The sequence below is a fragment of the Pseudomonas sp. BNK-30 genome (assembly GCF_047456185.1).
In the GTDB taxonomy this organism is placed as follows: Bacteria; Pseudomonadota; Gammaproteobacteria; order Pseudomonadales; family Pseudomonadaceae; genus Aquipseudomonas; species Aquipseudomonas putida_E.
This window is the reverse complement of the sequence record NZ_CP179904.1, coordinates 1,059,195-1,075,323: the sequence shown is the minus strand read 5'-3', so window position 1 is coordinate 1,075,323 and position 16,129 is coordinate 1,059,195. Positions and strand designations below refer to the sequence as shown.

General features: G+C 67.1%; 4 protein-coding genes. 1 reads left to right on the top strand and 3 read right to left on the bottom strand.

Features of this window, described 5'->3' with window-relative positions; genetic code table 11:
• Positions 1-21: 21 nt before the first annotated feature.
• Positions 22-3,111 (bottom strand): amino acid adenylation domain-containing protein, encoded by a 3,090-nt coding sequence (locus ACMGGN_RS04995; RefSeq protein ID WP_414156499.1) that lies wholly within the window; start codon positions 3,109-3,111, stop codon positions 22-24.
• A complete protein-coding gene (locus ACMGGN_RS04990; RefSeq protein WP_414156498.1) occupies positions 3,108-13,322 on the bottom strand; it encodes an amino acid adenylation domain-containing protein in 10,215 nt (3,404 codons plus the stop codon). Before ACMGGN_RS04990 ends, ACMGGN_RS04995 begins: the two co-directional genes overlap by 4 nt.
• Positions 13,323-13,502: 180 nt before the next feature.
• Between ACMGGN_RS04990 and ACMGGN_RS04985 the strand changes: the two genes are divergently transcribed.
• Positions 13,503-14,633, top strand: a complete 1,131-nt coding sequence (locus ACMGGN_RS04985) for a cupin-like domain-containing protein (RefSeq protein ID WP_046785273.1) — start codon at positions 13,503-13,505, stop codon at positions 14,631-14,633.
• Positions 14,634-14,721: 88 nt separating this feature from the next.
• On the opposite strand, the gene ACMGGN_RS04980 is transcribed toward ACMGGN_RS04985, so the two are convergent.
• A complete protein-coding gene (locus ACMGGN_RS04980; protein WP_115274259.1) occupies positions 14,722-16,113 on the bottom strand; it encodes an aspartate aminotransferase family protein in 1,392 nt (463 codons plus the stop codon).
• Positions 16,114-16,129: the final 16 nt, after the last annotated feature.

Sequence of the window (16,129 nt, the reverse complement as noted above, 5' to 3'; positions counted from 1 at the left end):
CCCTATCAAACGCTGTCTGAGCTATGCCGTAAGGTTCTTCGCCTTGGCCAGCATCTGCTCCTTTTCCTCAGGGCTCATGCGCTCCAGTTGCAGGCGCGCCTGGGCAATCTTGAGCAACTGCCCGCGATTTGCCTCGTTGGCCTGCAACGCCTCGGCCAGCCCCGCCACTGTGGGGTGCTCGAAGACCAGCGCCGGCGCCACTTCACAGTTCAACAACTTACGAATCCCTGCCACCAGCTTGATGATCAGCAGCGAATGGCCGCCGGCAGCGAAGAAGTCGGTGTGGATACCGATGCTGTCGCGCCCGAGCAACTGCGCCATGCGCTGGGCCAGCAACGCCTGCAATGCATCCTGTGGTGCATCCTGCTGGCCACCCTGCTGCTGCGGCAGCTGCAGCAGCGCGCGACGGTCGAGCTTGCCGTTGGCCAGGCGCGGCAGGCTCGGCAGGCAACGCAGCTGCGTCGGTACCATGGCCGCTGGCAGGCACTCGGCCAGCCGCGCACGCAGCGAGGCTTCATCGAGTCCTTCGGCTTCGCCGTGCACGGCGTAGCAAGCCAGCAGTTCCAGTTGCCCGGGCTGGGTTTCGATCGCCAGCACCGCCCCCTGCGCCACCCCGTCGATCTCCAGCAGGCGCGCTTCCACTTCGGCCAACTCGACACGGAACCCGCGAATCTTCACCTGGTGATCCTGCCGCCCCTGCAGCAGGATGCTGCCATCGGCCTGGTAACGGGCCAGGTCACCGCTGCGGTACAGGCGCTCGCCGGCTTGCAATGGGTTGTCGATAAAGCACGACGCCCCCTGCTCGGCCCCCAGATAGCCCCGGCACAGCTGGCGCCCGGCCACATGCAGTTCGCCCAGCTCACCCACGCCCGCCAGTTGCCCTGCAGGCGTCAGCAAGTAAACGCGGTTGCCGGCCAGCACCTGGCCCAGGCTCGCCATCGGCGTCTCGGCCCGCAGTGGCTGGACCAGCACGCCGACGGTGGCCTCGGTCGGGCCATAGTGGTTGAACACCCGAGCCTGAGGCGCCAGCCGTGCGATGCGCGCCAGCAACTGCGCACTCGGCGCTTCGCCGCCCAGTACCAGGGTCGCTGGCAGGCTGGGCTGCGCGCTGTCGAGCAGCGCCGCCAGGTGCGACGGCACGATCTTCAGGCAATCGATACCTTCGTTGCGCACGAACGCGGCAAAGGCCGCCGGGTCCTGCATCACTGCGTCGCTGGCAACGTGCAAGGTGGCGCCAACCTGCAAGGCGCCGAACAGGCTGGTATGACCGAGGTCAGCCGCCACCGTGGCGCTGAACGCAAAGTGCCTGCAGGCCGAAAGGTCCAAGGCCTGCTCAGCGGCCTGCAGGTACCCGGCCAGTTGCCCGTGTTCGATGACCACCCCCTTGGGCTCACCGGTCGAACCCGAGGTAAACAGCACATAGGCCGCCGTATTGGCCGTGAGCGCTTGCGCCTCGAACGGCGCAGAGGTGTCCGCCAACTGCTCGAACAGCGTGGCATCGATCTGCAACTGCGCGCCGGCCAGGCGGCTGACCTGCTCGCGTCGCGCTGCGGGCCAGAGCGGGTCCAGCGGCAGGTATGCAGCGCCGCACTTCCAGCAGGCCAGTACCGCCGCCAGCCAGTGCGCCGAGCGCGGCAGGGCCAGGCCGACAACGCTGGCGCTGCCAACGCCCTGGGCCTGCAGGTGGGCGGCCAGCGCAGTGGCCAGCTGGTCGAGCTGCTGCCAGCTCCACCCCTGCCCTTGCTCGATGATCGCCAGCGCCTGGGGCTGTTCGCGCAGCCAGCGGGCGACCCGTTCGGGCAGCAGTTCGGTGACCGCTGGCAGTGCAGCCTGGGCGTTACGCTCAAGCACCAGGCGACGCTGTTGCTCACCGACAAGGCCCAGGCTGGCCAAGGCCGCGTCTGGTGTCTGAGCGATGCTTGCCAGCAGCGTTACGTACTGCTCGAGCAGTAGCTGCGCCAGTGCCGGGCTATGCCACGAGGCCCAGTACTGCAACAGCGCCTGTGGCGCTGCGCGGTCGCTGTCGACTTGCAGCAGCAGGTCGGGGCCGACCCTCGGCGCGTCCATGCCCACTACCTGCCAACCACCGGCCAGCGGCGGGCAGGCGGGGATCAGGCGAAAACCGATGGCGGCAGGCTCCAGCGCGGGCGTGTGCTCGGGGGTGAAGTATTCCTGCCAAACTGCATGCTGCTCCAACTGCGCGGCCAGGCCGTGCAGCCAGGTACGCAGTGGCTGCTCGGCCTGGTAGTCGACAAGCACCGGCAGCTGCTTGTGATACACCCCTGCACTGTCGGCGAAATAGGTGTAGTCGCCGCGGCTGTCGTGGCACCAGTTCACCACCTGCGCAGGCTGACCATCGAGCCGCGCCAGCAGCAGCCACCAGGCTGCCTGCAACACCATGTCCAAGGGCAGGCCAAGGCCGGCCAGGTGCTGCACAACGGCCGGATCAAGCGCGGCGCGGGCCTGCGCGCGCTCACCGCGCGGGCTGCCTTGCGGGGGGCGCCGGGGCAGTTGCTGGGCGCTTGCGGGCTTGCCGTTCAGCGCGTTCCAGTAGCTGCGCGCAGTGCTGGCGTCTTCATCCACCACCACCTCGCTGCGCCACTGCAGGTACTGTTCGAAATCGCCGTCTTCGGCTGTTCCCAGTGTGCCCTGGCAGATCGCCGCAAGGCTTGCAGCCAGGGCCGGCAGGCTGGCAGCGTCAACCAGCGCAGCGAGCACACCAAGCACCAACTGGCAGCGCCCCTCGGCCTGCTCGCACACCAGCACGGCGACGCCCGCCCCGGCCTGCACATCCACCTCACGCTCGAACCAGGCCTGGCGGCCGGCGGTATCGCCCGCCGCCAGCCACGTCAGGTCCACCGCTGCCGCCTCGCGCTGAAAAAACTGACGCAGGCCGCGATAACCGGCGGCTTGGCCGATGCGCAGGCGCAGCGCGTCGTGCTGGCCCTGCCACAGCTGCAGGGCAGCCCGCAGCGCGGCGGGCGCCGGCACGCTGTCGAGCTGCAAGGTGATGCAGCGCGCCGCGTCCTGCCAGCGGGCAGGCAGTGCAGTCAGCTCGAGCACCTGCATGGGCAACAACGGCAGGCCGCTCGATTCAACGGTGATGTTCATGCTTGCACTCCTGTGCGGTTCAAGGTGAGGGTTTCAAGGTCGGCACGTTGCATCATGTCGCCCATGGCGACGACGATCTTGCGTGGCCCCTGGAACGGGTCGCGGGCATGTGCGGCCAGCATGTTGTCGAGCAGGATCACATCACCGGCCTGCCAGTCGAAACGCACCGCGCACGCCTCGTACAGCTCACCGATCAACGCCATGTCGGCGTCTTCGATCGGGCTGCCATCGCCGTAGTAAACCTGACGCGGCATGCGCTCCAGGCCATACAGCGCCAACAAGTCCTCGCGCACGTCGGCATCCAGGCAGAACACGTGGTGCAGTTGCACCTGGTTGAAGAAACTCTTCTCACCGCTGACCGGGTGCTCGATCACCGCCGGGCAAGGCGTGCGGATCTGCAGTTCGTCGTTGTCCAGCCAGCGCCACTGGATACCCGACGCCTGGCAACGGCGCTCGACATCCGCACGCGAGTCGGTCTTGAAAAAATGCTGCCAGGACACGTCCAGCTTGTCGGTGAAAGTACGTACGTAGAGCAGGCCCTTGTCCTCGAAACGCTGGCGCAGGGGAGCGGGCAGGCGCTGATACATCTGCCGGCAATCGACCACCGGGGTGGCACCGCCAACCGGCGAAGGCAGTTCACAGAAGAACAGCTGTTTGCGCGGCCAGCGGTCCTGGTGGGCACTTTCGTTGTGGAAGAGGATCATCTTCTGCTCCGGATACGGCGTAGAGCGGTAGGTGTTCTTGCCGCCTTCCTTCTTAGGCAGGTCACCGTACTGGCCGTACAGCCCAGGCTGCACAGCCTCGGCGAAGGCCTCGAAGTCCTGCGGGGTCTGCAAGCCGAAACCGCGGAACAGAATGCCGCCATGAGCCACCAGTTTGCGTTCGATCTCGGCACGGTGCTTCACCACCCAGTCGGTCAGGCTCACGCCGGGATCGACCGGCTCGATCAGCAACGGAAACGCCTGCCCCGGTACCATCGCAGCCTCGCGCACTGCGCTGGCCGGCCGGCTTGGCGTGCCGGCGCCGCGCTTGAGGAAACTGCCCAGCTTGTCCTTTTTGGGTTGCCCGCCGGCAGCGGCAGGCGCCGCCACGATTTCACTGTGAACCGCCATAGTGATCTCTCTCAGTTGGATGTGTGGGTTGCCCAGCACCTGGCCCAGGATGTCCAGCCAGCCACGCAGCAGTGCCTGGACCCGTTCTGCCTTGAACAGCTGTGTGGCGTACTGCCAGGTGACGCGCCAGCCGTCCGCGACCGGGTCGATGAACAGCGCCATGTCGAATTTCGAATAGCCGCCCGCCTGCGGCAGCACCTGCACACTCAGGTCGGCCAGGCCGCCATGCGCCACCGGCATGTCGTTCATCACGAACAGCACCTGCACCAGCGGGTTCATGCCTGGGTGGCGCGGCGCGCCAGCAGCCTCGACGATCAGGTCGAACGGCAGCGCCTGCTGCTCGCTGGCATCGAGCAAGGTGGTGCGGGTGCGCGCCAGCCACGCGGCGAAGTCCAGTTGTTCGTCCAGTTGCGAGCGCAGTGGCAGGACATTGACGAAGAAGCCGATCAGCGCCTCAAGGTCGGGGTGTTCGCGGCCTGCGACATCCGCCCCGAGCAGCAGGTCGTGCTGGCCGCTGGCGCGGTGCATCAGCAGCTGGAACGCCGCCAGCAGCAGCATGTAGGGGGTCACGCCCAATTGCGCGGCCCGTTCGCGTACCGCCACGACCGTAGTCGGCGGCAACTCGTGATAGAGGTTCTCCCCCGCCTGGGAGGCCTTGGCCGGGCGCGGCAAGTCAGTGGGTAACTGCAAGCGCCCGCTGCTACCGTGCAAGGCCGTGCGCCACCACTGCGCCGGGGCCTGCAGCAGCCCGGCACGCTCGCGCTCGGCCTGCCATAGCGCATAGTCGGAGTACTGCAGCACCAGCGGCGCCAGCACGGGCGCCTGGCCACGGGCAAGGGCGCTGTAGCTGGCGATCAGTTCGTTGACCATCAGCGCCATCGACCAACCATCGGAAATGATGTGATGCATGTTGAGCAGCAGCACATGGGCGTCGCCGGACAGGCGCAGCAGACGTGCACGCAGCATCGGCGCCTGGTCCAGGGGCACCGGCTGACGCACGTTGGCCAGTTGCGCTTCAAGCACGCGCAGCTGTTGCTCGGCGGCAGCCAAAAGGCTCAGGTCGTCCACTGGCAGGTCCAGGTCGACCGCCGCCTGGATCACCAGCAGCGGTTCACCTTCGTCGTCACAGGCCACCGCGCTGCGCAGCACTTCGTGGCGCTGCACCAGCACCTGCAAGGCCTGCTTCAGGCATGCGGGCTGCAACGGCCCGTCCAGGCGCAGGCCCAGCGGCATGCCGTACGCCCCGCTACCCTGGGCAAACTGCTCGGCAATCCACAACCGGCGCTGGGCCAGCGACAGCGGTGCGCTGGCCTTGGCGCCCAGTGCGCGCAGTTGCGGGCCGGCATCGCTTACCGGCTGCGCCTGGCGCAGGCGCTGAGCGAAATCACACAAGCGCGGGGCGCTGAACAGGTCGCGTACACCGACCCCGGTGTGGCCGTCGCGGTGCAGCCGCGCCACCACCTGCGTGGCCAGCAGTGAGTGGCCACCAGCCTCGAAGAAGTGCTCGAAACGGCCCACTTCGCGCCTGCCCAGCACACTGGCCCAGGCCTGGGCGACCTCGCGTTCGAGCGCATCCAGGGGCGCACTGAACGCTGCTTCAGAGGTGTCGACCTCGATCGACGGCAATGCCTTGCGGTCGACCTTGCCGTTGGGGTTCAGCGGCAAACTATCGAGCAGTTGCAGGCGTGACGGCACCATGTAGGGCGGCAGCACGGCGCGCAGCGCGTCGAGAATGCGCTGACGCAGCCCGGCATCGGCCTGCGAACCGCTGACCGGTACCAACCAGGCGGCCAGGTACAGGTCGGCACCTTGACCGCCCGGCATCACCACGGCCTCGCGCACCTCAGGCAGGGCCAGCAGGCAGGCTTCGACTTCACCGGGCTCGACGCGGAAACCGCGGATTTTCACCTGGTGGTCCAGGCGGCCGATGAACACCAGCTCGCCATTGGCCTGCTGCCGCACCAGGTCACCACTGCGGTACAGGCGGCCCCCGCCGACCGTGTCGTAGGGGTCGGGCACGAAACGTTCAGCGGTCAGCGCCGCCTGGCCAAAGTAACCACGCGCCAGGCATGGGCCGCCGATATACAGCTCACCGTCAGTGCCGGTATCGAGCAGTTGCAAGGCTGCATCGAGCAGGTAAGCGGTACGCCCCGGCACCGGCGTTCCGATCGGCGCATAGCCGGTGTCGATGCGGGTAGACCCGTCGGCCTGCCACAGCAGCGGGGTGATCACCGTTTCGGTAGGGCCGTAGCCGTTGACGATACGCTGCGGCTGCAAGTGGGCCTGGATTCGCTCGAAGCCTTCACGCGCCAGCGCCTCCCCGGCCACGTTCATGCAGCGCACCGGCAGTGCCCGGCCCTGCTGATGCGCCCACTCGGCCAGCTGACAGGCGTACTGGGTGGGGAAGTAGACCACGCTGGCGCGCTCGCGCTCGATCACCTCGAATGCCTGGGCCGCGGTCCAGATCTCATCGCCACGCACGATGCAGCAGGCGCCCTGGCTCAACGGCAACAACCACTGCTCAGTGCCCCAGTCGAAGTTGATCGACGCGAAGTGCACGAAGCGGTCCTGCGCCGTCACCTGGTACTGGCCGACCATGGTCGCGATGTGCGCGGCGATGGCGCCATGGGTCAGGGCCACACCCTTGGGGCGACCGGTGGAGCCGGAGGTGTAGATCAACCCCAACAGGTTGTCGGCGGTGGCTCGCGGCGCAGGGTTATCGTCCTGCGGCGCCAGGGGCTGGTCCAGCCACAACCACTGGGCCGTGCCTGCCAGCGCCAGTGGCTGCGCGGCGCTACGGGTGCCCAGCACCAGCCTGACGGCGCTGTCGTCGAGCATGTCCTGCAGACGCTGACGCGGGTATTGCGGGTCCAGCGGCACGTAGCCGGCACCGGCCTTGAGGATCGCCAACAGGCCGACAACCATCGCCAGGCCTCGCTCGCTGCACAGCCCTACCAGGTCCTCGGGGCCGACACCCCGCGCGATCAACTGTTGCGCCCAGGCGTTGGCCAAGCCGTTGAGCTGGCCGTATTCCAGCGTACCGTCCTCGGCAACCACCGCAACGGCGCGCGGGTTGTGCGCCGCCTGGGCCTCGATCAGCTGGTGCACGCCCAGTGCCGGAACACTGCCGTCAGCGGCCTGCCATTGACCCTGGCAACGCTGACGGCTGGCGGCATCCAGCAGGCTCAGCTCAGCCAGGCATGGGTTACCCGCGCCAGCGATCGCCTGCAACAGGTGGCCAAACTGGCCAGCCAGGCGCTGCACGTCGGCCAGGCTGAAAGCGTCGTGGCGCAAGCGATAGTCGACCTGCAACTGCTCACCCATGCCCACTGACAGGGTCAGGGCGTAGTGGGGCTGCTCGTGGCTGGCCGGCACACCGAAGCGCGGCCCGTCACCGCCACCTTGCAGCACCTCGGCCACGGGGTAGTTCTCGAACGCCAGCAAGGTGTCGAACAGTGCCTCGCCAGCCCTGCCCGCCCAGCGCTGGATGTCGGCCAGTGGCGTGTATTCGTGCTCGCGCAGTGCCAGGTTGCTGGCCTGCAGCTGTTGCAGCCAGTCGTCCAGGCGCTGCTCAAGGCGCGGGGCGGCCACCAACGGCACGGTGTTGATGAACAGCCCCAGTTGCGCCTCGATGCCCGGCAACTGAGAAGGCCGCCCCGATACCGAAACACCGACGCAGACGGTGTCCTGACGGCAGTGCCGTTGCAGCAGCAAGAGCCAGGCCGCCTGCACCAATGTATTGACGGTAACCTTGCGCGCCCGCGCCGCCGCCTTGATCTGCGCCGATGCAGCGCTGCCAAGGCGTTGCTGCCACAGGCCGTAGCCAGCCGCTTCAACGCTGCGGCGCTGGCTGGCGAGCAGTGTTGGCGCCTGCATGCCCTGCAGCTGCGCCTGCCAGAACGACTGGTCCTGCTGGCGGTCACGCGTGGCCAGCCAGGCCAGGTAGGTACGTGGATGCGCAGGTGCCTGGCGGGGTGCCTGGCCACGGTAGCGTTGCATCACTTCAGCCAGCAACCGGGCATGGCTCCAGCCATCGAGCAGCAGGTGGTGATGGGTGTAGATCATGTGCCAGCGCTGTTCGCCCAGGCGCACCAGGGTGATGCCCAGCAAGGGCGCCTGATCAGTCGCGGCCATGGCCAGGCGCTGCTGCTCGGCCAGGATTTGCAGGTGGTCGGCCGACGCGGCCTGGTCGCGCCAGTCGAGCTGGCTGAACGGCAGTTGCAACTGGCGGCGGATCACCTGCACGGGTTGCTGCACGTCGACCGGCCAGTGAAAGCTGGCACGCAGCCCCGCGTGGGTGTCCAGCGCCGCCTGCCAGGCGGCCTGGAAGCGTTGCGGGTCGAGCTGGTCGATATCCAGGCGCAACTGGTTGATGTAGTCGCCGGCTGCGGCCGCATGCAGGCAATGGAACAGCAGGCCCTGTTGCAAGGGAGACAGCGGCAGGATGTCCTCGATCTGGGCCAGGTCCACTGCCAGGGCGGCGAGCCCGGTGCTGTCCAGATTGCTCAGCGGGAAGTCCGACGGCGTGGCACTGGCAACCCCCGGTTGCAGGCAGTGATCGACCAACGCGCGCAGCTGGCTGGCGAAATCGCTGGCCAGGGCGTCCATGGTGGCCTCGTCGTACATCGCCTGGCTGTAGCCGAAACTGATACCCAGCTCGCCCTGGTAGACCTGCCCCTCCACGCTCAGCCAGTTGGCCAGCGGCGCGTCGCCATCCTGCCCCTGCCCGGCCCCTTGAGGGTCGGGCTGCCACAGCGCACCCTTCTCGAACTGGCTGTCGAACTGGCCCAGGTAGTTGAACGTCACCCGCGGTTGCGCCTGGCGCGCCAGTTGCTCGCGTTGCGCCGGTGTGCCCAGGTAACGCAGCACCCCATAGCCCAGGCCACGCTGGGGTACGGCGCGCAGTTGTTCCTTGATGGCCGCGATGCAGGCACCGGGCTGTGCTTGCGGACGCAAGGCGACCGGATACAGGCTGGTGAACCAGCCCACGGTACGCGTCAGGTCGATATCCTCGAACAGCTCCTCACGGCCATGCCCTTCGAGCTGCACCAGCACCTGCTGATTGCCGCTCCAGTTACACAGGGCACGGGCAAGGGCCGCCAGCAGCAGGTCGTTGACCTGCGTACGGTAGGCACTCGGCGCCTGTTGCAGCAGGGCCTGGGTAAAGGCCGGCGGGAAACTGACCCGTACCTTGCGCTCATCCGCCACGCGCGTCTGCGTTACCGCACGGTCACGTGGCAGCGCCTGCGCCCCGGCTTCGCCAAGTGCCAGCCAGTAATCGAGTTGCCCCGCACAGGCGTCGGCATGCCCGGCCAGGCGCTCGGCCCAGGCCTGGTAGCTGCTGGTCCGGGCAGGCAACGGCTGGCCCAGGCAGGCACGTTGCAGGTCTTCGAGCAGGATGCGCCAGGAAACGCCGTCGACCACCAGATGGTGGATCACCAGCAGCACGCGCTGACTGCCGTCGGCCATGGCCACCAGCATCGCCGCCAGCAATGGCCCCTGATCGAGCCGCAGGCTGCGCTGGGCCTCATCGCACAATGCAGCCAGCGCTTGCTCGCTGCCTGCCTGGCGATGCCAGAGCTGCGGCACGCCAGCAGAGGCCGGCGCGTGGTGCTGCTGCCATTGGCCATCAGCCTGGGTGAAGCGCAGGCGCAAGGCGTCGTGCTGCGCCACCACCTGAGCCAGGGCCTGCTGCAGCTGCGCCGCTTGCAGCGGTTCGCGGGGCACCAGCAGCACGGCCTGGTTCCAGTGCTGGCGCACCGGCATGGGCGTGTCGAAAAACTGCAGCTGCACCGGGGTCAGGCGTGCCTCGCCCTCAGCCGGGCGCTGGTCGGCCTGGCGGCTGTCCACGCAGCCCGCAGCCTGGGCCAGGGTGCGCAGCGTCTGGTGCTGGAACAGGTCACGCGGACTCAGCGCCAGCCCGGCCTGACGGGCGCGGCTGACGACCTGGATAGCAATGATCGAGTCGCCACCAAGCTCGAAGAAGTTGTCGTCCAGGCCCACCTGGGCGATGCCCAGCACTTCGCACCAGACCTTTGCCAGCTGGCGTTCGGCCGCGCTCTGAGGCGCAACATGGGTACCCTGTGCCCCGGCCTCGGGCTGTGGCAGGGCCTTGCGATCGAGCTTGCCGTTGGGTGTCAGCGGCAGGCCGTCCAGTGGCATCAGCTGGCTGGGCACCATGAATTCGGGCAGGCTTTGCAGCAGCCAGTCCTTGAGCTGCCCTTGCCAGCCCTCAGGCGTTGCATTGAGCACCAGGTAAGCCACCAACCGGCGACCATCGAGGGCCAGCACCACGCACTCGCGTACCAGCGCATGCTCGGCCAGACGCGCCTCGATCTCACCCAACTCGATGCGCAAACCACGGATTTTCACCTGGTGATCGAAGCGTCCCAGGTACTCGATCACACCGTCGGCACGCTGGCGCACACGGTCACCGGTACGGTACAGGCGCTCGCCGGTGCCGAACGGGTCGGCGACGAAGCGCTCGGCCGTCAGCCCTGGGCGGCGGTGGTAGCCGCGCGCCAGGCCCACCCCGCCCAGGTACAACTCACCGGCCACACCGACAGCGACGAGCTCAAGGCCGGCGTCGAGCACATAGGTGCGGATATTGGCGATCGGCTGGCCGATAGGCACGCTGTCCTTGCCCTCTTCGACGCAGGTCCAGTGGGTGACATCGATGGCAGCCTCGGTGGGGCCATAAAGGTTGTAAAGCCCCGCTGCAGGCAAACGCGCGAACACCTGGCGCTGGGCGTCCACAGGCAGCGCTTCGCCACTGCAGACGATGCGCGACAGGGTGCTGCAGGCGTGCACACCGGGCTCATGGATGAAGGCCTGCAGCATCGAAGGCACGAAGTGCAGCGTGGTCACCCGGTAGTGCTCGATGGCGCGGATCAGGCGTTGCGGATCGCGGTGCTCGCCCGGCACCGCGATGGCCAGGCGGGCGCCGGTCATCAACGGCCAGAAGAACTCCCACACCGACACGTCGAAGCTGAACGGGGTTTTCTGCAGCACCGTATCGCTGGCGTCCAGGCCATAGGCTTGCTGCATCCAGCACAGGCGGTTGGTCAGCGCCTGGTGGCTGTTACCCGCGCCCTTCGGGCGCCCCGTAGAGCCGGAGGTATAAATGACATAGGCCAGCTGCGTCGGCTCGACCTTGAGACCCGGGGTGCTGTCCGGCATCGTGTCCAGCACCAGGGCGTCGAGCGCCACGCACTGCACACCGTGCGGCAGCGGCAGGCTGTCGAGCAGCGCCTGCTGGGTCAGCAGCAGGCCGATGCCGCTGTCCTCGATCATGTAGGCCAGGCGCTCCTCAGGGTACTCCGGGTCCAGGGGCACATAGGCCGCACCGGCCTTGAGGATCGCCAGCAAGGCGACGGCCATCTCGATGCTGCGCTGAGCCGCGACCCCGACCAGGCTGTCGCTGCCCACACCTTGACCACGCAGGTAATGGGCCAGGCGATTGGCCTGGGCATCGAGCTCGGCGTAGCTGAGCAGGCTGTCGGCGAACAGCAGTGCCGGCGCGTGCGGGGTGCGCTGCGCCTGAGCCTCGATCAGCTCATGCACGCCATACTGCAGCGGGTAGCTGGCAGCCGTGGCGTTCCAGTCCTGCAGCACCCGTTGGCGGGTGGCCGGGTCGAGCATGGGCAGTTGCCACAGCGGGCGTGCAGGGTCAGCCACCAACTCACGCAGCACGGTGAGCCAGTGGCCCGCCATGCGTTCGATGGTCGCCGCATCGAACAGGTCGGTCGCGTAAGTGAACGCAGCGCGCAGCACGCCACCCTGCTCGTACGTGTCCAGGCTCAGATCGAACTGGGTGGTGCGGCTGCGCCACTCCAGTGCGGACAGCTCCAGGCCAGAGCCCAGCGTGACCGCAGCCAGGTCGGCCACCTGCGGCTGGTGGTTGTACATCACCTGGAACAACGGTGCGTGGCTCAGGTTGCGCTCCACCTTCAACGCATCGACCAGGCGCTCGAAGGGAAGGTCCTGATGGGCCTGGGCGCCCAGCACGGTTTGCCGCACTGCCTGCAAATAGGCCAGTGCGTCAGCTTGGGCATCCGGCTGCAGGCGCAATACCTGGGTGTTGACGAACAGGCCGATCAGCCCCTCGACTTCTGCGCGGTTGCGGTTGGCCACCGGGCTGCCGATGCGCAGGTCGCACTGGCCGGTGTAACGCTGCAGCAGCACGCCGAAAGCACCGAGCAGAACCATGAACAGCGTCAGGTTGTGCTGCGCCGCAAAACTGCGCAATTGCTGAGCAAGCGCCGTGTCCACCACCAGCTCCTGGCGGCTGCCTTTGAAACTTGGCGCGGCCGGGCGTGGGCGGTCGAGCGGCAACTCCAGCACCGGCTGCTCTTCACCCAACGTGGCTTGCCAGTAGGCCAGCTGGCGTTCGAGTTCGCCGGCTTCAAGCCAGCGCCGCTGCCACAGGGCGTAATCGACATACTGGATCGGCAGCGCCGGCAGTTGCGGCTGTGTGCCAGCGGCGCAGGCGTCATAACAGCGGCTGAATTCGTCGATCAGCACATTCATCGACCAACCGTCAGCGACGATGTGGTGCAAGGTGAGCAGCAACACGTGGTCCTGCTCAGCCAGTTGCAGCAGGCGGATGCGCAGCAACGGGCCATGCTCCAGGTCGAAGGGGCACAGCGACTCGGCCTCGACCTCGGTTTGCACCCGTGCCTGGCGGGCGTCTTCGGCCAGCTCGCGCAGGTCCAGGCGCTGGATCTGCGGCGCGCCCGGGCGGTGCACCTGGCACAGGCGCTCATCGGCCTGCTGCTGGAACACACAGCTCAGGCTCTGGTGACGTTCGAGCAGGTGGCTGAACGCCTGCTGCAAGGCGGCCTCGTCAAGTGCTCCCTTGAGGCGGACCGCACCTGGCAGGTTATAGGCACCGCCGTGCGGATCCAGCTGCCAGAGCACCCACATGCGTTGCTGGGCGAACGAGGGTGCAAGACGGTCTTGCGCCGCCACCCCGGCCGGAATAGGGAACTGGGAAAAGTCGATGCCCTCTCTGGCCAGGGTTTCAAGGAACAGGCGGCGCTTTTCCAGCGGCAATTCAATGAAACGGCGGGCCAGTTGCAGGGACTTTTCGGGATTCATCAGCTTGCTTTCCGTACGAGTGGGTACCACGGGCAGTGCCCGGCTATCCCTACGAAACGGATACAACCTGCAAAAAATTAACACCGCCAACCCCCTGGCCAGCGCCGGGCGGCGCGCTAAATTTCGCAGCCCGCCCTTCGTTCCGTTCTCACACCCCTCCCCCCACGAAGAGGCTGCGCCGTGGAACTGCAACCTTTGCTGAGCAAGCTGTTCGCCAATGCCGGTGCCGTCGGCGTCGAAGGCACCTTCCAATTCATCTTCGGCCCGCAGCAGGCCTACTGGTGCGAAGCTGGTACCCAGCCGCGCACCGAGGCCGGTCGGCATGCCACGCCGGATGTCACCATCGAAGTCACCCAGCAAGACCTGCTGGGCATCATGGCCGGCAGCGCCAACGTCGAAGAGCTGTTTGCTGGCGGCCGGCTGAAAATCGGCGGCAACCTGGGCCTGGCCACCCTGCTGCCGCAAATCATCGACCTGGCGCGCAAGGGGGTGACGGCGCAGAAGACCGACATGAACCAGCGCCATGTCACGCCACCGCGCTACAGCGAACGTGTGTCGGCCAGCCTGCCACAGCTGACCGAGGTAGAAAGAATCCCCGCCGCGCAGCTGGATGCCGAGCGCTTCCAGCGCAACTTCCTGCCGTACGGCACACCGGTGGTGATCAGTGACGCCCTGCGTGAGTGGAAGCTGTTCAACCTCGAGCGCCAGGCTTCGCTGGAGCACTTCGCCGAACTGCAGGGCATCACCCGCCATGGCGACTATGTGAAGAAGACCTTCTCCACCGAGCGCGACTTTCGCTCCACTTCCATGGCAGATTTCATCAACTCGCTGGACAACCCGCAGCCACGCACCGGCAACGGCGAGCCACCGGCTTACATGGGCAACAACATCGTGCCTGCGCAGTTGCTTGAGCTGATCCAGTACCCGCCCTACTTCGAGCGCTCGCTGTACATCGCACCGCGCATCTGGATCGGCCCCAAAGGCACCCTCACCCCTTTGCACCGCGACGATGCCGACAACCTGTTCGCCCAGGTGTGGGGGGACAAGTCGTTCATCCTGGCAGCGCCGCACCATCGCCCGGCACTCGGCACCTGGTCGACCTCACCCAAGGGCGGCCTGGACGGGTGCGACTTCAACCCCGATGCACCGGATTACCAGCGCTTCCCTGACGCGCGCGGGGTGACCTTCCTGCGGGTGCTGCTGCAAGCCGGCGACCTGTTGTTCCTGCCCGAAGGCTGGTTTCACCAAGTGGAGTCGGTGTCGACATCGCTGTCGGTGAATTTCTGGGTCAACTCCGGGCGCGGCTGGTAAGCGGCACAGGACGCGGCAGGCATGCCGCGCCAACTCCCGTGGCAGCGGGCTTGCCGAGAAATGGGGCGCAACGCGCCCCCTCGTGAGCTCAGACCGCCGCAGCCAGTGCCTCGGCAAAGCGCTGCGCCACGTCATCGATCTGCTGCGCGCTGATGATCAGCGGCGGCAGGAAGCGCACCACCGCACCGTGGCGCCCACCCAACTCCAGAATGAGCCCGCGTTTGAGGCATTCGCGCTGTACCTTGGGTGCCAGTTCGCGATTGGCCGGTGGGTGGCCCAGCACGTCGCGCGGGCCTTGCACATCGACCAGTTCGACCCCGAGCATCAGGCCACGCCCACGGATATCGCCCAACTGCGGATAGTCGCGTTGCAGCCGCTGCAGGTGATCACGCAGGCGCTGGCCCATGGCCTGGGCATGCTCGGCCAGCCGATGCTCGACCAGGTAGTTGATCACCGCCGAACCCGCCGCCATGGCCATCTGGTTGCCACGGAAGGTGCCGGCATGGGCGCCCGGCTTCCAGGTGTCGAGCCAGTCGCGGTACACCACCACCGCCAGCGGCAGGCTGCCACCAATGGCTTTGGACAGGGTGACCACATCCGGCACGATGCCAGCGTGCTCGAAGGCGAACATCCGCCCGGTACGGGCAAAACCGCTCTGAATCTCATCGACGATCAGTGCCACACCGGCCTGCTCGGTGATACGGCGCACCCCCTTGAGCCATTCGACATCGGCAGGAATCACCCCGCCTTCGCCCTGCACCACCTCCAGGATCACGGCAGCGGGCAGCGGCACGCCGCTTTCAGGGTCGAGCAGCAGGTTCTCCAGGTAATGCAGGTTGGCCTTGACCCCGGCTTCGCCACCCAGGCCGAACGGGCATCGGTAGTCGTAGGGGTACGGCATGAACTGCACCCCGTTGCCCAGCAAGGCACCCAGCGGCTGCTTGGGGCCATGGCTGCCCATCAGGCTCAGCGCGCCCTGACTCATGCCATGGTAGGCGCCCTGGAAGGCCAGCACGGTGCTGCGCCCGGTGGCGCTGCGCACCAGCTTGAGCGCTGCCTCCACGGCGTCGGTCCCGGTCGGGCCGCAGAACTGCACCTTGGCTTCACGGCGCAATGCTTCGGGCAGGATGCCGAACAGGTCCTGAACGAAGCGGTCCTTGACCGGCGTGGTCAGGTCGAGTGTGTGCAAGGGTATTTCATCGGCCAGTACACGCTGGATGGCCTCGATCACCACCGGGTGATTGTGGCCCAAGGCCAAGGTGCCGGCGCCCGCCAGGCAGTCGATGAACTGCCTGCCCTCGACATCTTCGACATGGATGCCACGGGCGCGCTTGAGCGCCAGCGGGATGCGCCGCGGATAACTGCGGGCGTTGGATTCCTGTTGCTGCTGGCGTTGCAGCAGGGGCGACTCGGTGAACTCGTACAGCGGTTGCGGCGCACTGGCCGGCGGGACCTGGGCAAGGCTGGAAGCAGTCGACATGGGTAAATCCTCGCAA

Coding starts and splice junctions, on each gene's coding strand:
- ACMGGN_RS04995 (WP_414156499.1), bottom strand. CDS start 3,111: ATGAACATCACCGTTGAATCGAGCGGCCTGCCGTTGTTGCCCATGCAG.
- ACMGGN_RS04990 (WP_414156498.1), bottom strand. CDS start 13,322: ATGAATCCCGAAAAGTCCCTGCAACTGGCCCGCCGTTTCATTGAATTG.
- ACMGGN_RS04980 (WP_115274259.1), bottom strand. CDS start 16,113: ATGTCGACTGCTTCCAGCCTTGCCCAGGTCCCGCCGGCCAGTGCGCCG.